This window comes from Peribacillus sp. NPDC097224, assembly GCF_044761985.1.
Lineage (GTDB): Bacteria > Bacillota > Bacilli > Bacillales > DSM-1321 > Peribacillus.
Window position 1 is genome coordinate 13,773 of sequence record NZ_JBIWDK010000006.1, and the last position, 22,496, is coordinate 36,268.

Genomic DNA, 22,496 nt, shown 5'->3' on the forward strand with positions numbered 1-22,496 from the left:
GATTTCTATGGATATCATTGGAAAAGGTGTGATTCGTAAAGATGCGTGGGATAAGGTGACCGGTCAAGCCAGGTATACAGGAGATCATCATCATGCAAATATCCTTTCCGTTAAAAAGGTAATCAGTCCTTATGCTCATGCACTAATTAGAAAGATTGATATATCGAAAGCTGAAAAAATCGGTGGGGTCCGTGCAATCATAACAGGTGGAAATTTACCGCTAACAGGAGAAGAGATTAGAGATCGTTATCCCATAGCTCAAGACAAAGTCCGTTATCACGGTGAAGTTGTCGCACTTGTAGTCGCGGACACGCCTAAACAAGCAAGAATGGCTGCTGACCAGGTAAAAGTTGTTTATGAACCTTTGCCTGTTGTCAATTCTCCGACTGAAAGCATAGACCCTTCATCCCCTCTACTCCATTCCCATTTAGGTACATATACAAAAATATCCGAGGTATATCCTGAACCAGGTACGAATATAGCAAATCATTCGAAAATCCGAAAAGGTGATAAAGAAATTGGATGGCAAGAGAGCGATATAATCGTTGAAGAAAAGTTTTCCTTTTCTCCTTCTGATCATGTTGCTATGGAAACAAGATGTTCATTGGCAGAAATACATGCAGATCAAAAAGTCTTTATCACTTCTTCTTCGCAAGCTCCTTTCATGATCAAGCGGCTGATAAGCGATTACTTTGGCGTTGAAATCGGAAAAGTCGTCGTAAACACTCCTTTGGTTGGAGGGGGATTCGGCGGTAAAGCCTCAGTACAACTTGAGCTATTAGCCTATATCGCTTCTAAAGCGGTCGGTGGAAAGTTGGTTAAGGTGGAAAATAGTCGTGAAGAGGATATTATTACATCCCCTTGCCATATAGGTTTAGATGCAACAGTGAAACTGGGATGCACACAGTCTGGGGTCCTTAAGGTAGCTGAATTGACTTATCTCTGGGATGGGGGAGCGTATGCTGACAAGGCTACAGACCTTAGTCGTGCTGGAGCAGTGGATTGCACGGGACCCTACCACATTGAAAATGTTTGGTGTGATTCTTTTTGTATGTATACAAATCATCCATACGCCTCTCCATATCGAGGGTTTGCCCATGCAGAGGTTTTGTTTGCTTTTGAGAGGACCATGGATTCTCTTTCAAAAAAACTTGGCATGGATCCACTTGAACTTCGTGAACGGAATGCGATACTTCCTGGACATTCTACTCCAACTCAAGTTACGTTGAATTCAAGTACCGTAGGGAATCTTCCTGAATGTATACATGTCCTCAAGAAAAAAATGAATTGGGAAGAAGGACAGTTCATTAGAAAAAGTGACAAAACAGTATTGGCGAAGGGGATAGCTTGCGTATGGAAAAATTCCACCATTGATACAAACGCAGGGTCCGGTGTGATTTTAACATTCAATCCTGATGGGAGTGTTAACCTTATATCAGGAGTAGTGGAAATCGGCACAGGTACGAAAACGGTGTTGGCACAAATTGTATCAGATAAATTGAAGATAGAAGTCGATCGTGTGAATGTTCAGATGGGAGTCCATACGCTAAGTACTCCTGAGCATTGGAAGACGGTCGCTAGTCGTGGAACGTTCATGGCTGGAAGAGCAGCGATCCAAGCTGCTGAAGATGCTATCTTTCAAATCAAGAAACTTGCTTCGGTTGTATTAGGAGTTCCCCTGGAAGACATTGAAATCGGTCAGGAAATTGTATATCTCAAGGGTGATCCAACAATACGCATTCCTTTCAAGGAGCTAGTTTATGGATATACTTATCCAAACGGAAATGCCATTGGAGGACAAATCATCGGTAGAGGACATTATATAACTCCCCATATTTCCAAATTAGATTCCGAAACGGGAGCAGGGAACCCAGGACCTGAATGGACAGTAGGCGTACAAGGGGTTGAAGTAGAATATGATACCCATGAATATACCTATAAGGTAGTAAGAGCCATATCCGTCATCGATGCAGGGAAAGTGCTGAACCAAAAAACGGCAGAAGGTCAAATAATGGGGGCAATGAGTATGGGCTTAGCCTTTGCTGGTCGTGAAACGTTCTATTTCGACCATGCAGGCAGGGTCCTTAACCCGCAATTCCGGACGTACCGACCCTTAAGATATGGTGAAAATCCCGAATACATTTGTGAGTTTTTAGAGACACCGCATCTAGAAGCACCATATGGGGCAAGAGGTCTCGGTGAACATGGCCTGTTAGGAATGCCAGCTGCATTAGGTAACTGTTTATCCCTTGCTGCGGGTATACCTTTAAATCACTTACCCTTACTTCCCGAACTAATTTGGGAAGGGAAGAAAGAAGGGAGGCATCACTGATGTTACCCTTCCATTTTGATTATTATAAACCAGAATCCATACAAGAAGCTCTAGACCTTTTTCAAACATTAAAAGGTCTAGGGAAGACTCCTTTGTACTATGGTGGAGGAACAGAGATTATAACATTAGGACGACTGAATCTTGTATATGCCGATGCTATTATTGATTTAAAAGGGATTTACGAATGTAATATATTTGAATTCCAAAATAATGAACTCATTATTGGTTCTACAGTGAGCCTAAGCGCTTTTGAAGAGAAAATGCTTTTCCCTTTATTAACGAAGACTTCAAAGGAAGTTGCAGATTATACTTCAAGAAATAAGATTACCATTGGTGGGAATATATGTGGGAACATTTTTTATAGGGAGTCTGTTCTGCCATTCTTATTAGCGGATAGTGCTGTAATTATTGCAGGACCTAAAGGAATAAGAAAATTATTATTAAGCAAAGTTTTTCATAAAGAATTACAACTGGAAGAAGGTGAATTTCTAGTGCAAATCCTTACAGAAAAAGAGTATCTTCCTGCTCCCCATCTGAGTATTAAGAAACGGCAACAATGGGATACGGGATATCCACTTTTAACTGTGGCCTCCCTAAAAAAAGACGGATATGTACGTTTTGCATTTAGCGGAGTTTGTCCATTTCCCTTTCGTTCGATCCCAATGGAAGAAACCCTCAATGACCAGAATTTATCCTATAAAGACCGAGTTTTGGCATCTTTTGAATACTTGCCTAATTCAATTTTAAATGACATTGAAGGATCTAATGAATATCGACTATTTGTATTGGAAAATACGCTAACTTCTATTTTGTCTAAGTTGGGTGATGAAGAATATGAATAGGAATTTGGGGAATCAAAATACAACAATTCGCTTAAAAATTAATCAGGAGAGGTACGAGAGAGAGATACTGGCCTCAGATCTATTACTAGATGTATTGCGAAAAATAGGATTCACGGGAGCCAAGCCAGGATGCTTAAATGGTGATTGCGGGGCATGCACGGTAATAATGGGTAAACAGCCAATGAAATCATGTTTAGTATTAGCGATTGAAGCCAATGATACAGAAATCATTACTATTGAAGGTCTTCACAAAACCCCCATACAACAGGCATTCGTTGAGCATTTTGCTTTTCAATGCGGGTACTGTACACCTGGATTTATCATGAATGCTACGGCTTTACTTCTTAATGACGACGACCCAACCCCTGAGAAAATCAAAACATGGCTTTCTTCTAATATTTGTCGATGCACCGGGTACAAAGAAATTGAAGAAGCGATACATTCAGCCATACACAATATAAAATTCATTGAATGAAGTGACAGATTTCTGTTTACCTGAATAAAATGCCTACATGGGGAGTGATGATATTGAATGAATCCTGTGAGAAGGATACCAATTTAACAATAATTCACTCCTTTCAGCGTAGTATTGAAATTACGACAGCCATCCTATTATTGACCGGACAAATCACAATTATTGGCGTGTTTGTAAGACCGGGTAGATTTAGCCTCTCTTTAGGTGGGCCACTTTTTGGAGGGCATCGTTTAGAGGGAAAGAATCATGAGGAAGTGGGAAATCTTTTCATCGATATACTTGATATTATTTTAGCTATATTACTCATCAATAACGTCATACATGTTACGGGCACATTCGTTTCATCCGGTGACTTCTCCATTAATGTTTCAGGCCCCATTTTTGGTTACCCAGAAGTTGTCCCCGCACTGCCCTTTGAAGATTATGACTTTTTCAATAAAATCGTAAGTAAACATTACAACGTTCCTCCAGAAATGGTAACTAAATTAAGAGGGAATGAGTATAATGTCATTAACTGATATACCTACCGTAAAAAATTCGAGGTATAATGTATTTCTAATAGTTCTTCCAATAATTTTTTTCATTTTTTTCTTCACTCAACAAAAAACCACGGACCAATAAACTAAAAAAGGAATTGTCATCATTTTATAGAAATTTAGAGGTAAAGCATATCAAATGGCTTTACCTTTCTTATTTCATACACTTCATGGACCAAAGTGACAGGTAATATTGGACTCTTCAATGGAAGAGCAATTAAGTGACAGACCGTGATCAGAAGGTATCCACTAAATACAGCCCTGCTTAACCAGAGTTCCTGATTAGAGAGCATTATTTCTAGGTGACAAGTGAGCCATCCCTTTCTTTCATAACCTAAGCATAATAGGTAGAGAGCGACAGGTAAGACAAATAGTGAAAAAACATGGGTTATAAAATAGATTTTTCCCTATATTAATTACATCATAAGGTGAGCCGTGCCTTCACCTGAATTTATTATTTAATCTCGTAATTCCATAAAATAAGGAAGCATCCCTACCCATTTTGTTACGTGTATTCATGTATGGACGAAGACAATTCTGGAAGATTCGATCACAGTGTTCTGAAGGTCCATATTTTTCATAACAAATATCATGTGATTTGCAGCACGAATCGACCGCGTTAGTAGGTGCACCAGGTCCCGAACAACCCGGACCACACCATCTATACCCTGGTACACAAAAACCTCGATTTAATCGTTTACTTCTGTTCAAAATACCGCCTTCTTTCCTAAGAGGGATTAGCTATAATACTTTATGTAGGAATACCTGGAAGCGGTAGGGCTTTTTGCAGACTGTCATAAAATATATAGGAAAAGGGCATTGGCTTTGGAAATGAGAAAATGAAATGAAGACAAAGCACGCTATCCTATTTTCAAAACGTTATTCTATATGGATAGATATCGTTTGATTACTGATACTATGAGGTTTTAAAAGGGTAATAGCTTCCTGATTTCGGAGGTTGGTTATAAGTTCCAAACCCTTTCTCTTGAACTCGTTCCTTTTAAGGAGTACATTATTTTGTGACTTATGAAAAACTTACTAAAGGAGAACTAAATTGAACAGAAGTGATAGATTAAAAAAGCGTCAATGGACTTTATATATAGCCATAGCAATCTTTACTCTTATCCTTTTTCTCGGCACATGGAATCAGGTAGCCAATAAGAAGAATACTTTCGTTCCAGCTGGGGGAACTTCAAATGAAAGTGATCAAATGTTAATAATTGAATTGCCTGATGGTAATGTAATGACTACTGAACAAAAGAACATCTATTATAAAGGGGACAAAGTATATTACAAGAGTAAATATAATGAAATTGATATTACTGGTTCCAAAATTAAACAAAAAAAGTAGATAGTTGATCTTCCAATAACTGTATGAAATGAAGTAGGAAGAGAAAATGGGGACGATAATACAAAATATATCCTTTCCCATTCTTTTAAACAATTGGAAGCTTATTTTCTCCGTTATCTCCAATGCTATCAAGTGTAGCTGTGGCCATTTGTTCTCTAATACGTTTAATATGGACATCCATGAGGTGCTTGGCTTTGTCGGCATCTTTTAATGCGATAGAAATATAGATATCTTTATGTTCTTGAAGGGTTTCTTGAAAGTGACCTGGTTTTGAAAAACGGTGCTGTCTAGTCGCTTGAATCGTTTCTTTCATTTGATCACTAAGGGTATGTACCAGTCCTGCAAATATGGAATTGTTTGTAGCTTGTGCAATGCTATTATGAAACAACAGATCTGCTTGTAAACCCAATTCCTCATCGTGTTCTGAATTCGCCATATCTTCTAAAGCCTTAAGCATTTTTTGTAAATCTAGCGAGGTTGCTTTCTGTGCAGCTAAAAATGCACACTCCGTTTCAATTACTCTACGAACTTCGAGCATTTCATAAACCATATCATTCTCAGCATCAATGATGGTGGTGGATAACTGATTGATCAGTGACTGAACTTCAGAATGTCTTATAAATCTCCCATCGCCTGGTCTTACCTCTATGACTCCGTTAATCTCCAATACCCGAAGAGCTTCTCTGATTGAAGTTCGACTCACCTTAAACCGTATAGATAGATCCCGCTCAGAGGGTAATTTATCACCAGGTTTGAGTTCCCCAGTAATAAAAGATTCTTTAATTTGATTGAAGATTATTTCGTATACTTTTGGCGATTTAACTGGTATAGAATCCATTACTCATTACACATCCTTATCCCACTATAAGTGGACTCATTTTAACAAGCATTTCTCATTGTAGCAAGCGGATAAGTGGAATGTTATTTTCACCTTACATAATAAATACGAGTATTAACACTGGTTAGACCAATGTTGATAAATTCCTCCCTAAATAAAAGAGAGATTTCATACATGGTGATATTGGCGGAACCTACTAATCTTTAATAAATATGTGTTTTATTAGCGTTAATTTCAAGAAAACGAAAATTTGTTGAAAAAATCAAAATATTTAGTATAATGAAAACTGGTTGGACCAATTATTAAGATTCATAATGATTCGTGGACAAATAACTCGTTTATGAAATCGTTTACTTTATTACAATCAGATATTTGAGTAGAAAGTGGGAGATGGGGATGGAAGCAACTAGCGTAGGTTTAGTAAAGGCTTTAAAAGAAGTTCTATCGGAAAGTCAAGTAACCGAAAACCAGACAGTAAGAGAACTGCATGGCAGAGATGAATCCTATCATGCTACAAGCCTTCCGGATATTGTTGTATTTCCAGAAACAACGCAGCAAGTGAGCGAAGTTGTAAAGGTAGCAAGTATACATAAAGTTCCTGTGGTTCCTTTTGGATTGGGATCTAGCTTAGAAGGGCATGTCATCCCATACCAACATGGTATCACCATTGACTTTTCACTAATGAATAAAGTATTGGAAGTACGTGGTGATGATTTTCTTGTAAAGGTGCAGCCTGGCGTGACTCGTTCTCAACTGAACAAAGAATTGAAAAAATACGGTTTATTCTTTTCCGTCGATCCGGGAGCAGATGCTACCCTGGGAGGAATGGCTGCTACCAATGCTAGTGGAACTACATCAGTTAAATATGGTGTAATGCGAGACCAGGTCCGTGATCTTGAAGTGGTTCTTGCGGATGGTTCAATTATACATACCGGTAATTTGGCCGCTAAATCATCATCAGGTTACCATCTAAACGGCCTATTCGTTGGTTCTGAGGGGACCCTAGGATGTTTTACTGAATTAACCCTTAGAGTTTACGGAATTCCTGAGCATATTATGGCCGCAAGAGCATCCTTTCCTTCATTGAATGATGCAGTTGAAGGCGTAGTATCTATATTACAGGCTGGCATTCCAATCGCAAGGGTAGAGCTAGTGGATGAGCCATCCATGAAACAGGTGAATCTCCATAGCGAAACAAGCTATAACGAAGGCCCTACGCTATTTTTGGAGTTTCATGGGAATGAAGCTGGATTGAAACAAGATGTAGCTTTCACAAAAGAAATAGTAGCAGAACATAATTGCCTCGATATTGAATTCGAAACAGATAATGCTGCTAGGAACCGCCTATGGGAAGCTCGCCATAATCTTGCCTATGCTTATATTCACGGCCATCCTGGGAAAAAACTGATGGTAACGGATGTCTGCCTGCCGATATCGGAGCTATCTGGAGCCATTCACCACGCCAGGGAAACGGTGGATTCATTAGGTCTGACCGGTGGAATCGTTGGCCATGTAGGCGATGGCAACTATCATATCCTCTTAATGATCGATAACGAAAATAAAGAAGAGGTGGGAAGGGCTAAACAATTAAATGAACAAATTGTTCTATACGCCCTTGAACGCAACGGAACATGTACGGGAGAGCATGGAGTGGGAGTCGGTAAACAAAAATATCAGAAACAAGAACATGGGGAGTCACTCTTGGTGATGGAAAAAATAAAAAAAGCCCTTGATCCTGACAATCTATTAAATCCAAGTAAAATATTCATGCAAGAAGGAGAGTGACGAGATGAAAGTTCTAGAAACTCTCAGTGCGTTAGCCGGAAAATATTTTGCTGTTTGGGTTATCTTAATATCCGTCATTGCCTTTATGTTTCCAGATCCCTTTTTGGGTCTTGGAGGGTATATTACGATATTGTTAGGCGTTGTCATGTTCGGAATGGGTCTTACGTTAAAGGCAGTTGATTTTAAAATCATCATTACAAAACCTCTGCCCGTAATCATTGGTGTTGCCGCACAGTTTGTCATCATGCCATTAGTGGCATTCTTTATTGCGAAAGTCATGAATTTACCACCTGAATTGGCTGCAGGGTTGGTGTTACTTGGCTGTGTACCAGGCGGGACCGCCTCGAACGTTATGGTATATCTAGCAAAAGGGAATGTTCCCTTGTCAATTGCTATGACTTCGGTATCAACCTTACTGGCTCCAATTATGACACCATTGCTTCTGCTGTTGCTGGCAGGCCAATGGATGCCGGTTAATTTTTCATCAATGTTCATGTCCATCGTTCAAGTCATCATTCTTCCCATTGTTTTAGGTCTGATCATTAAAAAGTTTTTCCCAGTTATAGTAGAGAAAAGCTTAACCGTATTACCGCTTATATCCGTTGTAGCTATTATCACGATTGTAAGCGCAGTAGTTTCAGGAAACGCCTCCAGTATTGCTACATCTGGGTTCCTTATTTTCACGGCAGTCATGCTTCACAATGGATTCGGACTTCTGATTGGTTACTTTGCGGCAAAAGCGCTTGGGCTTGATGAAGTGAATAGAAGGGCGATTTCAATTGAAGTGGGCATGCAGAACTCTGGATTAGGCGTTGCCCTTGCAACTGCTCATTTCGGACCGTTAGCAGCGCTCCCAAGCGTTCTGGCGGCTGCTTGGCATAATATATCCGGACCCATTCTTGCGACATACTGGTCAAAAAAGTCTGCTGGTAATAAAGGGATCGAGGAAATACCGGTGCAGCCAATGGAGACGAAGGTATAAATATGAATGATTTAAGAATTCCATTCTTCATGGGATTCTTTTTTTGTCTGAATTGAAAAGTCCAAAGAATTTAGATCCAATAGTAGAACGTCGAACAGTAGACTTTTTGTGATCAGACAAGAATTCAGCCAAGGTGAAAGTAACACTTTGTCTCACATAATCATGTACATCATATGAAATAGTATCTATTATTGGGTCTCCAAATAAAATTTCATTCTATTTGGAGATCCTTTGAACATATAATGAAAAAATTCAGAACTACGTTCGACAGCAACAATATATTGTCGTTCAATAAAAGGAAATCTGTAAAATATTTCGAATGGTATTTGCATATTAAAAGATTTTGGAAGGATTCCTGAACCAAGTAGGATTGGCCTTTTTCTGTGAAATGCTTATGAAAAAGAAAATGGGGCAAAATAATTGCCTTTGAGCACGGGGCGGGAATCGAATGAGATTAAATGGAATGTAGATTCGGAGTTTATTAGGGAGGTTTATAAGTGGGCAATATTGATAATAGAAAACGATTAGATGAAGCTCCGTTTAGTTACAGAATTACCAAAAGTAATACTGTTTTTATCGATTATAAGGGAAAACAAGTAAAATTATTAAAAGGTAAAGATGCTGAAAAAATTTTAGAAAAGATTAACATTGCTGAAAATGAAAAAGCAGTGCAACTGATATTGGCAAAGATCACAGGGAACTTTAAAAGAGGAAATGAACGTATTGTGAATTCAAAGAATAATGGAAAAACCTAAAAAAGTAATACACTTATTGAGCAAATAGGGGCTTTAGTTCAATAACGAGTCGGGCACTTCCTTTTACTAAAAGGAGAGATTATCGGACATTGAGAAGGAGAAGTCATTATGAGGAACTGGAAGAAGAAAACTTCACTAGTATAGATATTATAGGAATGAGCAGCGCCTTAAATGGACTGCTCTTATTTATTATCTCAGCTCCGCTCATTAAATCGTTTTGGTGCATTATAAAGTTTTTGGTGCATTAAAGAGCGAAACCTGTGTAGCATTTTATACGGAAACCTTTTTACGATTATAAGAACCCTTTCCTTTCTTATTCTTGATTACACGAGTGGAGGGGTCGAAAGCCCAACACATTCTACTATTTGTTAGTTCGCCTATTGTTTTCTTTTTAGTTTTAGCCATATGTATTCCTTCTTATGTAGATATGTAGAAATAAAAAAGACAGCCGGAAATGGCTGCCTTTCTATGGAAGGGAGGAAAATAAGATGTTAAACATAAAGTAAAAGGGACTAGCTTTATACGGCTAATCCTTCTTCTTTTCTGCAAAATAAAAACCGATCTTAGTTATCAAGTATAAGATAAACAAGACATAAAGGTTTCTGGAAATGACTACACCATTGACACCCAAAATTAGAAAGAGAAGGAGGGGTTGGGCTTAAGGTTATCCGAGCTTTTTATTCTCATGAGCCAATTGAACGTTTAACAGCAATTAATTCTGCTTTTTCAGATGTGCTTATACATAACCTTGTAACATTGATCCCAATTCTGAAAGAACAGCATTAGGACCTGGAGCATCAAAAATTCCAGCTACCATAGTGTTATGAAATGCAGGAATTACTTTAGAATTATTTTGATTTTCAACGGGAACTAATGGGGCTTTAGATTAATAAAAAGATCACAAAAAGTGGTTATTCTTGAAATCAATATTAAAGTATAACAGAATCTATGGAAAGAAGGTAACACTTTAATGGAATGTAAAATATATAATAGATTAATGTCATCAGTCATGAAAGGTTAGGGCAGAAAGTCTGTCACAGAGCAAAATGAATAATTCTAGTTTACATAATATATATTATAGGAAGTTATAAAATAATATCAATCTTTGTCTCATATCATAAGAATACTTAACTAAGTGAGACCAAATCAAAATTTATGTTTTTATTTAAAGCTCTATGATTTTTATAACACATACAAGTTTTCATCTATTTAAATGATTTAAGATTAAATGTAAATAATTTATAAAACTATTATTGATTATTCTTGATCAGGATCACTTACAATTTTCATTTTAATGCACTCACAGTAAATGTAATCTGGAAACTCCAGTGTTATTTTATTTCCATAACAGAAATATATTCATATGAGCTCCTGCTTATATTATTAATATTAGTCTCGCTTTAAATTACTTACCAGATAATAACAAGTGTTTGTATCACATTTTGTATCAAGCCTGTATATTCTCCCCATACCATACGTTATAACAGCAAACCGCCAAGAGTCTTTAATTCTAGATTAAACAACATCCAAAATACTTTTTTATTGTTATGTAAACTTTGGTTTACCATACGAGTAATATCTCTCAATTTTGGATGTGTATTGACTTGAATTGTTTTTAAACCCACTATCAATATTACCCGCCCTTCCCTTCTATCTCGTATTATATATATTAGTAAAATCCGTTTACTTCACTGGCTTCGATCAATCAAAAGTATAACGAATGAACAAGATATTCTTAAAACGCCCATTACTATATCAATATATATAAATATAACTAAAATGATAAAAATCACGGGTTAACACTTCAATAAAAGTATATCAGAATAATAAACTCATTCGAATTTATTAGTGATTTCCACTTTAACACTAATAATATCTATAAATTCTTTTCAACATCACAACCTTCCCAATTGTTAAATATAACTGTAGCCGCTTTCCATAAATTAAACTGAAAATGATAATTATGTTTCCTTTCCGTTTTCCCTCCAGTCTGATTTTGTTACGAATGATAGCAATTCCGTTAATACGTTCACTAATAAGTTCGCTGAGTATAAATGGACAATTGTCACTCCTAACTAATTAATTGAAAACATTCTTTAGTCAATTAATTAGTTAGATATAGATTTCTTTTATAAGCAAAGTTATACAGAATTAAAACTATATTTCTAAACATTCCTCCATTATACCTACTATCAGTAAAGTACTTTACTCGCATTGACTAAGAAAAAAATCAATTGTAACCTTTAATAATATCTTACTCAAATTAAAGTAATGTGTTTTGAGTAAGATGAAGTTCTAATTAAGGAGGTTAGTGAAATAAGTAATCATAGTACATGTACTTATTACTAAACTGCAAATTAATTAATAATTTTGGATTCTTTGAATGAAATAGTTTTGCTTTACGACAACTTACACGAGTATGAACTAATAACCAATATTTATTAGGAAGGATGATAGAACATGAATAAGTCAGATCAAATGATGCCAGAGCAAGTTCTAAATCTATTAAGTGGAGAAAATAAAGAGAATCCATTTTCTATATTCGCGCAAATACGTAAAGCGGGATCTGTCATTTCTATTCCAAACCCTTTTGGCCAAACAGATAGTAAAGCATGGCTAGTTGTACATATGGATGAAGCGATTCAAGTTTTGAAACAGCACGCTATATATACTGTAGACCCAAAAACGATTGAGAATGACAAAAGCTTTAGGGATAAAATGGCTAATGATGTAGATTCATCGTCGCCCGATACCTTTTTCACTGGGAAGTCCATGCTCTTTGCCGATGGTGTAGATCATAGAAGATTACGTATGTTAGTTTCAAAAGCCTTTACACCTCGATACATGGAAGGGTTACGTTCTCGCGTTCAAGAAATCGCCGATGAATTACTGGATCAAGTTCAGTCTCAAGGTGAGATGGACATTGTTAAAGACTATGCTTACCCCTTACCGATAAACGTAATTTCAGAAATGTTAGGTGTGCCCCATGAAGATCGTGAAAAGCTTAAAGTTTGGTCCACCGCAATCGCTAATGGCCTAGGTTTGGGTAAACAAGATCCGACAGTTGGGAAGCACTTACAAGAGTTCGGGGAATATACTGAAATGTTAGTTGAAGAAAAAAGGAAGAATCCTTCCGATGACTTAATTAGCCAGTTGATTGCCATTGAAGAACAAGGTGAGCGTCTTGATAAGTCAGAATTGATTTCGATGATCACTTTACTTATTTTTGCAGGTCATGAGACAACGTCGAACTTAATTGCAACTGGCACTATGATGTTATTTGAACATCCAGAACAGCTAGAAATGCTTAAGGCTGATTTAACTTTAGTTCCTTCAGCTGTTGAAGAACTATTGCGATTCAATGGTCCATCAACGATTGTAGGACCACGTTTTGCTAAAGAAGATACACGATTGGGTGGGCAGCAAATCAAAAAAGGAGATTTACTACTTGTGATGGTGAAAGCCGCCAATCGTGATGAGAAAGTCTTTACTGACTCAGAAGATTTAGATATTAAACGTAAGATAGATCGTCACCTCGCCTTTGGACATGGCCTACACGTATGTCTAGGGTCTCCGCTTGCTCGTATAGAAGGAGATATTGCCTTCACTACGCTTTTAAAACGAATGCCCAACTTAAGGTTAAATATTCCTAAGGAGAAAGTTGAGTGGCAGTTTTCACTCTCATCCCAAAGTCTTGATTCACTTCCTGTTGCTTTTTAGAAATGTATTCACTCTTCTAGTTTTGATACTTACCAAAATAAAACCCCAAACCACTAATAGGTATTTATTGGTTTGGGGTTTTCACTATTAGAATTTAGGTATCATCAACCAACATCCCCTTCCTAATTAACTTTTAGTACAAATGCATACAAAGCATCACCTTTGGACACAGTAGCATCTTCTCCATCCATCCACCACACACTATATGAATAATAGTAAATCCCTTTTTCTTTAGGAACAGTAAACTGATCATCCCTTAAATGAATGTCTGTTTCTTTATTTTTCTCATTCGCATTAAACTGTGTTATATACATTTCATTTGGTTTAGGTTCATAATCCATCTTTATGGTAACCTTCTCACCTGGTAGTGCCTCAATAGGCTTTTTATCCGCTAATAGTTCCACTGGTCCTGCCATATCTACACAAGTATTTACTTTGTTATCGCTCCAACAGTAAGTACCTAGTTTCGTTTCATATGCTTCATTAGCCAGTTCAATCTGAACCTTTGGGGGCTTTTCCCCATCCATTTCATTACTGTTTGAACACCCCATTAGATTAAGCGCAAAGAATGATAATGCTAACCATTTTTTCATATAGAATCCCCACCTTTATTACATAGACGTTAATTCATATGAAAAGTTGCCCCAAGTCCCCATTAATGAAGTATAGAACTATAAATAATTTTTATCACATTATGAAACTCCGTGATATCAAGTACGAATTCAATTAATCATGAATTACTCTACAAAATCCACTTAACTCCTCTCCCTATGTATGCATATCTCCAAAGTAGATGTCCTTTCTCTTAATCTAGTCTGAACCTTCCAATACCAATATCGTTTAAATAAACTTGTACGTTACTTTGAATGGGTACGTCTTTAATGGCCATAAAGCCACTATCCTTGATTTTTTCTTCTAATTTGAGCCCAACATATTACTTAAACCCCTTACGTCTGCAAAGCCTTACCAGTCAACAGTATGAGCTTAACAAAATGATAGATTAAAATAGCATTAAGAAAACGAATAAAAGACGGAGTTTTTGAACCCCGCCCATCTTTCTTAAAAGATTCTCTCCTCGTTTAACTCGATTGCCAACTGTTTGAAAAACGACAGTGATTCAGGATTGCTCATAGAATCGGGATTTACTACTTTATCGAATTCGAATCCTAATAGTAGTTTACGTATTGGCACTTCCATCTTCTTACCATTCAACGTTTTTGGTATTTTATTGACGAGATAAATCTCATCTGGAATAAAGCGTGGGGAAACATGTTCCCTAATTTCATTTTTGATTTTTGTCATCAGATTCGAATCGAGAGTGTTCCCTTGCTTAAGGACAACGAATAGCAGCAAGGATGATCCTCGACTAAGTACCTCCCTATCAATAACCAGGCTCTCCATCACTTCATCCATCGCTTCCACGACACGGTAAATATCGCTGGTCCCCATGCGTACACCTGAACGGTTGATGGTAGAATCTGAACGTCCATAAATGATGCAGCTGCCTCTATCATCAATCTTAATCCAGTCGCCATGCTTCCAGATGCCTGGATACGTATCGAAGTAACTATCGAAGTATCTTGCACCATCATGATCATTCCAAAAATATAGCGGCATGGAAGGCATCGGTTTAGTGATCACTAGTTCACCGACATCGTTTACTAGTGAGTTCCCTTGTTCATCAAATGCTTCAACATGGACACCTAACGAGCGACCCTGTATTTCTCCAATCCTAACAGGAAGTATGGATACACCCCCCACAAAGCCGGAGCATACATCAGTCCCTCCACTGGATGAACTAAGCCAAATATCCTTTTTAACATGTTCATACACCCACTTATAAGCATCACTTGATAAAGGGGCCCCCGTAGAAAAAAGAGATTTTAATTTTGATAGATCATATGTTTCGATTGGTTTAATGCCTAGTTTCATCGAGCTGGTAAGAAAAGGAGCACTAGTACCAAATGAAGTCACACCTGCATCTTCTGCCAATTTCCAAAGTGTATCCATGTCAGGATAGGAAGGACTACCATCATAAAGGACAATGGTCGCCCTATTGAGTAGTCCGGCCATCAACAGGTTCCACATCATCCAGCCAGTCGTTGTGAACCAGAAAACCGTATCTTCAGATGTCATATCTTGATGCAGGCGCGTGGCTTTTAAATGCTCTAGAATGATTCCTCCATGTCCTTGAACAATCGGTTTCGGCATGCCCGTGGTACCTGAAGAATAAAGAATCCAAAGTGGGTGGTCGAATGCAACGCTTTCAAAGGACAACTCTGATGATTCTATTAAAAGTGTTTTCCATGGAATGATATTTTCTATTTTTTGCTCTAGATTCTTTATATCTATGTAAGGAACTAGTACGGTATGTTTAACTGTAATCAATTCTTTTTGTAACTGGGCAACTACGGATGTTTTATCGAACGACTTTCCATTATAGTGATATCCATCAACAGCAAATAAAACAACGGGTTCTATCTGTTTGAAGCGATCAATGACGCTTTTTGCCCCAAAGTCAGGTGAGCAGCTTGACCAAATGGCACCTATACTGGCCGTAGCCAAGAACGCAATGACGGTTTCAGGGATATTGGGCATGTATGCAACAACTCGATCACCCGATTTCACCCCTAGTTTTCTTAATGAGTGAGAAACAGAGGCAACTTTTTCTTTTAGCGCTTTCCAGCTGATTTCTTGATTGACAATATGCTCGGAACGAAAGAAAATGGCCGTCTTGCCTTCTTGTTCTTTCGATAGGGCATTCTCCGCATAATTCAACCGCGAGCCTTCAAACCACTTAGCACCTGGCATCGTCTGATCCGCTAAAACCCTATCATATGGTCTAGTTGCAATCACTTCGCAAAATTCCCACACAGATGCCCAAAATTCCTCGAGTTCATCGACTGACCATTTCCATAGTTGTTGATAATCTTGAAATTCCAAGCCTTTCTTTTCTTTCAACCAGTTTGCATAGTGTGTCAATCCCGTTTGCTCAATCCGCTTTTGTGTCGGTTCCCAAATGATTTGTCCTTCTGTAAGTGACTTCATATCATTTTCCCCCTTCGCTATCGAAAATCAAACAGTTTATTACTAGTTGTTTATCAATGCACACATCCTATAAATGGTAATTCAACTTGATGATACTGGATTGTTGAAATACCGTCAATCCGTATACAGTCAAGAAGGCTGAATTATTCGATAATTCCCTTCAAACACGCCTATAGACCTTCACGTACTATAAAAGCTAGATTGAATATTTACTTAAAACGAAGTGATAAATATCTCCATTAATTTGTACCCATGAAAGCTAAGAATGAGGTTCTTCTTCTGAGAATCCCTCACAAGTTTTGTCTTAAAGAAATTTAAAGCTTCCCTATAACTAAACGTAAAAAACACTGAAACGAATGGTCCATTTCAGTGTCTAAATAGCTTTTTTCTTAATAAAGGGCTGATTTCGCAAGTGTGGTAATCGTAACATCATCCATGGGTGGATTATGAAGTCCTGCACGTACATCGCGGTAATATCGTTGCAGCGGATTAGACCGTTGCAGACTCTTCGCTCCAACGACTCTCATCGCCTTGTCGACAATGGTTATGGATTTGTTGACGACCGATAATTTAACCGCTCCTAATTCTTTTGATAATTCGTCATGATTTTCGGGTTGCATTTCCCATTTTTCCGCAACGGAAAAGAGAAAATGTCGCGCTTCCATTAATGCCAATTCAATTTCCCCAATTGTTCTTTGCACATTCGGAAGGTCGCGGATGGGTCCGGGTAGACTATTTGGGGAATACGTCTTTGCAAATTCGACTGCATAATTTCTTGCTGCGGTCGCAATTCCCAGATAACAAGCTGGTATATGCAGTAGCCAAGCATCCGGTATTCTTTTACCGGGATTTTTTTGCATGACATAGTACTTTTCTGGAATGATAACGTCATCTAGGACAAGATCATGACTACCTGTTCCCTGCATGGAAATCATATCCCATGTTTCTTCTATCGATACTCCTGGAACGTCTCGATGGACCAAAAAAGTACCCATCTGTTCTTCTTCCGTTACCCAGGCGGTAACAAGAAAAATATCAAGGACTGGGGAAAGCGTCGTAAACGTTTTACGGCCACTAAGTATCCATTTATCGCCTTTCTTACGTGCAGTCGTTTCAGGACGTCCTCCACGTGTGGGACTACCCGTTCCGGCTTCTGATGCAGCCGTATTGACAAGGGCTCCTCTAGATATTTCTTCGAAAAATTCGTCCATGACCTCTTTTTTCCACGGCCTTTTCTCCGTTAAAGATAAAACCGTCCCAACATGCCAACCAATTCCTAAAGCGGTTGGTCCACAATATTCTGCAATTTTCTCCTGGGCTAAGAGAAAATCATATAAGGAACCGCCCTGTCCTCCAAACTCTTTAGCCAACGTTAATATTGGATAACCGAATGCTTTTAATTCCTGAATGTTGTCAAAAGGAAAACCTTTAGACTCATCAAGTGATTCGGAACGATCCGGGAAGGACTGTATCGCTCGCTCTAATTCTTCTATATATTTTTTTTGCGCGTCTGTTTGATAAAACATGTCGATCATCCCTTCTAGATATGTAACCAAATACTCTTACAAGTATTCGCGAGTATCATCCATCACTATAACTCACCTATATCTTATCACTTTAGTCATATATATGATTCGAGAATTCCCTTAATCGAATTGATTAAGGGATAATTTCTTCTTTTTCTTCTTTTTCATATACATTATTAGCATGCTTATATGCTTCTTTCGCTTGCTCCATGCTTTTGTCTTCAATGAAATAAGCAATGGCAGCCTGACCAATGCCATATGTTACGGCTCCCGCTACAGCACCCGAAACAGCTAGACCTGCGCCGGGTATCAAACGGACTGCGGCACGCACGCCTTCCCTAACAAGGAGGCCTAATCCGACATTAATGCCTAGAGCGGCGATGAATTCACTTGCTGTTTTTGTGTTAATTTCTTTATCCGCGATAAATCCAATCACTACAATCATCAGTCCTTGAATACCGGTCAATATTGGAAAATCAGCAAATGGGATGGGTTCAGCGCCGATTAAACTGGCAATAGCGGTAAATGTGCTGACGATTGTCCGTGCGAATTTCTTCTTGACGAAGTGACTTTGCATGGCCTTAGCCGTCATTAATTTCGCTTCACTGGGTAAGGCCTCGATCAAGTAGGTAGATAACTCATCGATGTTCCATCTCATGTCGTAATCGATATTGCCATTTTCATCAAAATCAATATAAGAACAAATCGGAATGATATTCAAAAGTGGGATGTCGCTTTCTTTAAATCGCTTTTCCATCAACGAAACTGCTTCATCTATATGCTGTTTTTTCTTAGGGTGGGCATCAAATGGCACTTGTTTATAATGAGGTGGATCCAATTCATCGACTTGGGTAACCACACAGATTACTGGTACATCATAGTGATGTTTATTTTTCACGATTTTCCGTAGCTTATTTAGCTCTTTTAAATCTTCTTCAATCCGTGAATCGGTTTCTTTCGCTTTAATCAAGAAAAGAAACACATCCGGCTGTTCCCCAGTAACCGCATTAATTAACTCATCCATTGGTGTTTCTTCTTCAAACGCCTCTGTAGGCGCCTCACTTTCTCCCAAACCGCGAGAGTCAAGCAAACGGATTTTTGGATTGTTTTCACTAGGGTACCACAGCCATTTGCCTTTACCCGTTCCAGACTTAACAGAACTGACATATTGCCGTTTTTCTCCGAACATCGAATTAATAAGAGAGGACTTTCCTGAACCACGCCTTCCGACAAGAGCAATCCGTGGCTCCCTAGCATCAACCGTCATCGTTTTTACTTTTAAGAGTTGGTCCAGCATTTTATTCTTTTTAGATTCTGAAATAGGAAGTTTATCGACCTGGCTCTTAATCAATGTATATATACTACTCATTTCATCGCGCTTTTCTTTCATTGTGATTCCCCCTTAATTAAGAACAGTTTTATTAAACTTTACCCCTGAACGATTCGTCTTAAGCATATACATGAGATGATTGATCTTTTCAGTCACTAGGCAATAGTTGTTCTTAACGAAGTAAATGGAGATTGAAAGATGTTAGGATTTTTCTTCGAGAAAGGTCACTACGCTTGCCAGGTACTTTTGGATTTCCTGCACTTGGTAAGCCGCAGAATCGGCAATTTGTTTATAGTGATGCTGTCCTTCATCTGTAATCCGTAAATAACGCTTCGTTCGTTTTTCACTTTCCCATCTACCAACAAGTAACCCATTCTCCTCCATTTCGTGTGATAAATCATATAAGTATCCATTGGAGGCAATCCAGCCGAATTGATTTTTTAACAAGTCGGCAATTTCCCCCATATAAATCGGTCTTTTAGTGAAAGCGGCCTTCAAAGTAACGTAACGGACTAGATCCTTCACAGAAATGATTTTCGAGAAATAAGAGCGGTATTCTTCTGGTAGCTCATTCACAACCGGAGGATTCGTACCAGAACCTTTTAAATCGAACATAAACCTGTCAATGACCTTTTTCACTTCAGAAAAACGTTCCAGGAAATTTTCTTGGTACCATGTATAAAGGTCTTTCCCTTTTTCTGTTATTTGATAATAATTTCTTCCTTTACTCGTATATAATGATAAATGGCCGGATTCGACGAGATTATTAGAAATTTTACATAAGTAGTCATAACTATGGACTTTCCCTGTAAACATATTTTTCAGGTCTTGATGAATGGCACGTGGATAGTTAGCTTTATCCGTCAAAGAATGCAGTAAAAAAATCGTTAAGAATTCTCTCTGGCTTAATCCAACAGACTCAACCGTTGTAGATAGTTTTTCCCCTTTCTTCACTGTCAACCCCCCTTATATATTGTTTGTCACAAAATAGTTCAGCTTCTTCTTATTATCCTGCGCACCCACAAATTAGTAAAGGGTTTCGTGCCTAATTACCTTAGTACTTAAACTATGTATACCGTCCATTTTAGTTGTCAAATTCATTCATAGTATTCTGACGAGGTATTTACTGGAATAAATTTACACCGAGGATATAACAAAAGCGATGACCATAAAATTAGGTCATCGCTTTTGTTATATCTTATTGTTCTGTAAGTATGATTGGTCCTTCTTTTGTAATAACTATTGTATGTTCATATTGGGCGGAAAGTTTGCCGTCTGTTGTTCTTGCTGTCCAGCCATCCTTGTCCACTTTCATATGCCATGTTCCGGCATTCAACATAGGTTCGATCGTGATGACCATGCCTTCTTTTAAACGAGCGCCTTTACCAGGTTTACCGTAATGTAACACGGTTGGATCTTCATGCATCGTTTTACCGATACCATGTCCTGTGAAATCACGTACGACAGAGAATTTTTCTCCTTCAGCATACGATTGGATGGCGTGCCCGATATCTCCAAGACGATTGCCTACTTGTGCAGCCTCGATTCCTTTATAAAGAGCATTTTTCGTTACATCCATCAAGCGTTGTGCTTCCTCGGAAACTTCACCCACACTATATGTCCAAGCTGAATCAGCTAATCCTCCGTTAAGCCTTACAACCATGTCGATCGTTACGATATCTCCCTCGTTCAGTGGCTTCTTCTGTGGGAAACCGTGACAGATTACATCATTAACAGATGCGCACGTCGCGTATTTATAACCTTGGTAGCCTTTTTGTTCCGGTGTTGCACCATGATCAGCCAAGAACTTTTCAACGAATTCTTCAATTTCCCAAGTCGTTACGCCCGGCTTGATCATTTTTGCGATTTCTCTATGCGTCTCAGCAAGAAGCTTGCCCGCTTCATGCATCAAATGTATTTCTCGTTCACTTTTCAATGTAATCATTTAAAATCCTCTTTCATCTTAAATTATCTTTTCTAGTTGAGACTCCTTATTTATCATATGCCTTCCTTTACATAAAAAGCAACCAAAACACCGGTAAAAAACAATGGTTTACTCATTTCATGAACATATATTTTCATCCGGTAAATATAAATCGTTCGTGCCCTTCAATTTAAAAAATGATTGAAGGCGAATAGATTCTGATACGTTACTTTCTACGACTAGACTCGTTCTATATACTGTGGATGTTTAAAAGAATACTAAAATAGTTATTACTCATTCTTTTTGGTAGAATAAGAGAAGATAAAGTGATAATAGGGAGAAAACATGAGAAGATTACGTAAAAAATCAAAGGTCATTCTGATAATATCGATGATGCTTTTTTTATTTCTGTTTATAAAACAAGTGTTGCAGACACCTTTTTCAGTAAAACTATCAACACCGCTTAATAAGATGAACTCGTTTGCAATCGTTGAAAAATATAGCACCCAAATTCAATCTGAATTGAAGAAATATGGCCTTGAGGATCAAACGCTAACATTGATTGCCGTGATGCAACAAGAAAGTCGAGGAAAAGGAGGAGATCCCATGCAAGCATCCGAATCCGCCGGTCTCGCTCCCAATACAATAACCGACCCTAATGAAAGCATCGAATATGGCGTGAAACATTTCCAGAGAATCATGGAATATGGGAACGAAAAAGCCGTTGACTTCTCAACCATCATCCAATCTTATAATATGGGGATTGGATATATTGATTACGTTGCAAATTCCGGCGGCAAACATACTGAGGAGCTAGCAAAACAGTTCTCTGCCCTGCAAGTTGAAAAGAACCCTGAACTCTACGACTGTGGTGGCAATGAGGAAAATTTCCGTTACCCATATTGTTACGGGGACTTTTCTTATAGTGATAAAGTAGAAAAGATTCTTGATACACTTACAAAAAGCACTCCTGCCATTGCCATTGAAGAGAAATCAGATGAAGCATTTTAGCTGCGACATCTGGTTTCTTTTTATTTTAACTGTATAATTCC

At 38.1% G+C, this 22,496-nt stretch carries 19 protein-coding genes; 10 read left to right on the forward strand and 9 right to left on the reverse strand.

Annotation, left to right across the window (positions count from 1 at the left end; all coding sequences use genetic code 11):
• The first annotated feature begins 7 nt into the window (after window positions 1-7).
• Genes ACIQXR_RS12665 through ACIQXR_RS12680 form a run of 4 tightly spaced genes read left to right on the forward strand, consistent with a single transcriptional unit; the run spans window position 8 to window position 4,167 of the window.
• Window positions 8-2,332 carry a xanthine dehydrogenase family protein molybdopterin-binding subunit gene (locus tag ACIQXR_RS12665; protein WP_402872995.1) on the forward strand — a complete coding sequence of 775 codons (2,325 nt, stop codon included), beginning with the start codon at window positions 8-10 and terminating at the stop codon, window positions 2,330-2,332.
• Window positions 2,332-3,174: an FAD binding domain-containing protein gene (locus ACIQXR_RS12670; protein WP_402872992.1), complete on the forward strand. Its 843-nt coding sequence runs from the start codon at window positions 2,332-2,334 to the stop codon at window positions 3,172-3,174. Before ACIQXR_RS12665 ends, ACIQXR_RS12670 begins: the two co-directional genes overlap by 1 nt.
• On the forward strand, window positions 3,167-3,649 hold the full coding sequence (locus ACIQXR_RS12675; protein WP_402872989.1) for a (2Fe-2S)-binding protein: 483 nt from the start codon (window positions 3,167-3,169) through the stop codon (window positions 3,647-3,649). Before ACIQXR_RS12670 ends, ACIQXR_RS12675 begins: the two co-directional genes overlap by 8 nt.
• Window positions 3,650-3,696: 47 nt before the next feature.
• Window positions 3,697-4,167, forward strand: a complete 471-nt coding sequence (locus tag ACIQXR_RS12680; RefSeq protein ID WP_402872986.1) for a hypothetical protein — start codon at window positions 3,697-3,699, stop codon at window positions 4,165-4,167.
• A 459-nt stretch (window positions 4,168-4,626) separates the two neighbouring features.
• On the opposite strand, the gene ACIQXR_RS12685 is transcribed toward ACIQXR_RS12680, so the two are convergent.
• Window positions 4,627-4,896 (reverse strand): Parvovirus coat protein VP1-like protein, encoded by a 270-nt coding sequence (locus ACIQXR_RS12685; RefSeq protein ID WP_402872983.1) that lies wholly within the window; start codon window positions 4,894-4,896, stop codon window positions 4,627-4,629.
• Between the two features lie 343 nt (window positions 4,897-5,239).
• On the opposite strand from ACIQXR_RS12685, the gene ACIQXR_RS12690 reads away from it, so the two are divergent.
• Window positions 5,240-5,536, forward strand: coding sequence for a hypothetical protein (locus tag ACIQXR_RS12690; RefSeq protein ID WP_402872980.1), 297 nt, complete (start codon window positions 5,240-5,242; stop codon window positions 5,534-5,536).
• 85 nt (window positions 5,537-5,621) lie between these two features.
• On the opposite strand, the gene ACIQXR_RS12695 is transcribed toward ACIQXR_RS12690, so the two are convergent.
• Window positions 5,622-6,374: a FadR/GntR family transcriptional regulator gene (locus ACIQXR_RS12695; protein WP_402872978.1), complete on the reverse strand. Its 753-nt coding sequence runs from the start codon at window positions 6,372-6,374 to the stop codon at window positions 5,622-5,624.
• A gap of 396 nt (window positions 6,375-6,770) precedes the next feature.
• Here ACIQXR_RS12695 and ACIQXR_RS12700 point away from each other — a divergent pair, with 396 nt between their 5' ends.
• The 3 genes from ACIQXR_RS12700 (at window position 6,771) to ACIQXR_RS12710 (ending at window position 9,896) form a co-directional block, all read left to right on the forward strand.
• Window positions 6,771-8,159: an FAD-binding oxidoreductase gene (locus tag ACIQXR_RS12700; RefSeq protein ID WP_402872976.1), complete on the forward strand. Its 1,389-nt coding sequence runs from the start codon at window positions 6,771-6,773 to the stop codon at window positions 8,157-8,159.
• Between the two features lie 4 nt (window positions 8,160-8,163).
• Window positions 8,164-9,141: a bile acid:sodium symporter family protein gene (locus ACIQXR_RS12705; protein ID WP_402872973.1), complete on the forward strand. Its 978-nt coding sequence runs from the start codon at window positions 8,164-8,166 to the stop codon at window positions 9,139-9,141.
• Window positions 9,142-9,638: 497 nt separating this feature from the next.
• Window positions 9,639-9,896 (forward strand): hypothetical protein, encoded by a 258-nt coding sequence (locus tag ACIQXR_RS12710; RefSeq protein ID WP_402872971.1) that lies wholly within the window; start codon window positions 9,639-9,641, stop codon window positions 9,894-9,896.
• Between the two features lie 270 nt (window positions 9,897-10,166).
• Here the strand turns inward: ACIQXR_RS12710 and arfA are convergent, their stop codons facing one another.
• Window positions 10,167-10,301, reverse strand: coding sequence for an alternative ribosome rescue factor ArfA (gene arfA, locus ACIQXR_RS12715; RefSeq protein ID WP_402991715.1), 135 nt, complete (start codon window positions 10,299-10,301; stop codon window positions 10,167-10,169).
• A gap of 2,055 nt (window positions 10,302-12,356) precedes the next feature.
• Between arfA and ACIQXR_RS12720 the strand changes: the two genes are divergently transcribed.
• On the forward strand, window positions 12,357-13,616 hold the full coding sequence (locus ACIQXR_RS12720) for a cytochrome P450 family protein (protein ID WP_403080077.1): 1,260 nt from the start codon (window positions 12,357-12,359) through the stop codon (window positions 13,614-13,616).
• A 122-nt stretch (window positions 13,617-13,738) separates the two neighbouring features.
• On the opposite strand, the gene ACIQXR_RS12725 is transcribed toward ACIQXR_RS12720, so the two are convergent.
• The 6 genes from ACIQXR_RS12725 to map form a co-directional block, all read right to left on the reverse strand.
• Complete coding sequence (locus tag ACIQXR_RS12725; RefSeq protein ID WP_403080081.1) at window positions 13,739-14,209, reverse strand: hypothetical protein; 471 nt, start codon at window positions 14,207-14,209, stop codon at window positions 13,739-13,741.
• A gap of 466 nt (window positions 14,210-14,675) precedes the next feature.
• On the reverse strand, window positions 14,676-16,664 hold the full coding sequence (locus tag ACIQXR_RS12730) for an acetoacetate--CoA ligase (RefSeq protein ID WP_403080083.1): 1,989 nt from the start codon (window positions 16,662-16,664) through the stop codon (window positions 14,676-14,678).
• 389 nt (window positions 16,665-17,053) lie between these two features.
• Window positions 17,054-18,199, reverse strand: coding sequence for an acyl-CoA dehydrogenase family protein (locus ACIQXR_RS12735; protein WP_403080084.1), 1,146 nt, complete (start codon window positions 18,197-18,199; stop codon window positions 17,054-17,056).
• Window positions 18,200-18,323: 124 nt separating this feature from the next.
• Window positions 18,324-19,580, reverse strand: a complete 1,257-nt coding sequence (locus ACIQXR_RS12740; protein ID WP_402872913.1) for a GTPase family protein — start codon at window positions 19,578-19,580, stop codon at window positions 18,324-18,326.
• A 141-nt stretch (window positions 19,581-19,721) separates the two neighbouring features.
• Window positions 19,722-20,474, reverse strand: coding sequence for a PadR family transcriptional regulator (locus tag ACIQXR_RS12745; RefSeq protein WP_402872911.1), 753 nt, complete (start codon window positions 20,472-20,474; stop codon window positions 19,722-19,724).
• A 244-nt stretch (window positions 20,475-20,718) separates the two neighbouring features.
• Window positions 20,719-21,465 carry a type I methionyl aminopeptidase gene (gene map / locus ACIQXR_RS12750; RefSeq protein WP_402872909.1) on the reverse strand — a complete coding sequence of 249 codons (747 nt, stop codon included), beginning with the start codon at window positions 21,463-21,465 and terminating at the stop codon, window positions 20,719-20,721.
• A 324-nt stretch (window positions 21,466-21,789) separates the two neighbouring features.
• Between map and ACIQXR_RS12755 the strand changes: the two genes are divergently transcribed.
• Window positions 21,790-22,455, forward strand: coding sequence for a lysozyme family protein (locus ACIQXR_RS12755; RefSeq protein ID WP_402872907.1), 666 nt, complete (start codon window positions 21,790-21,792; stop codon window positions 22,453-22,455).
• Window positions 22,456-22,496: the final 41 nt, after the last annotated feature.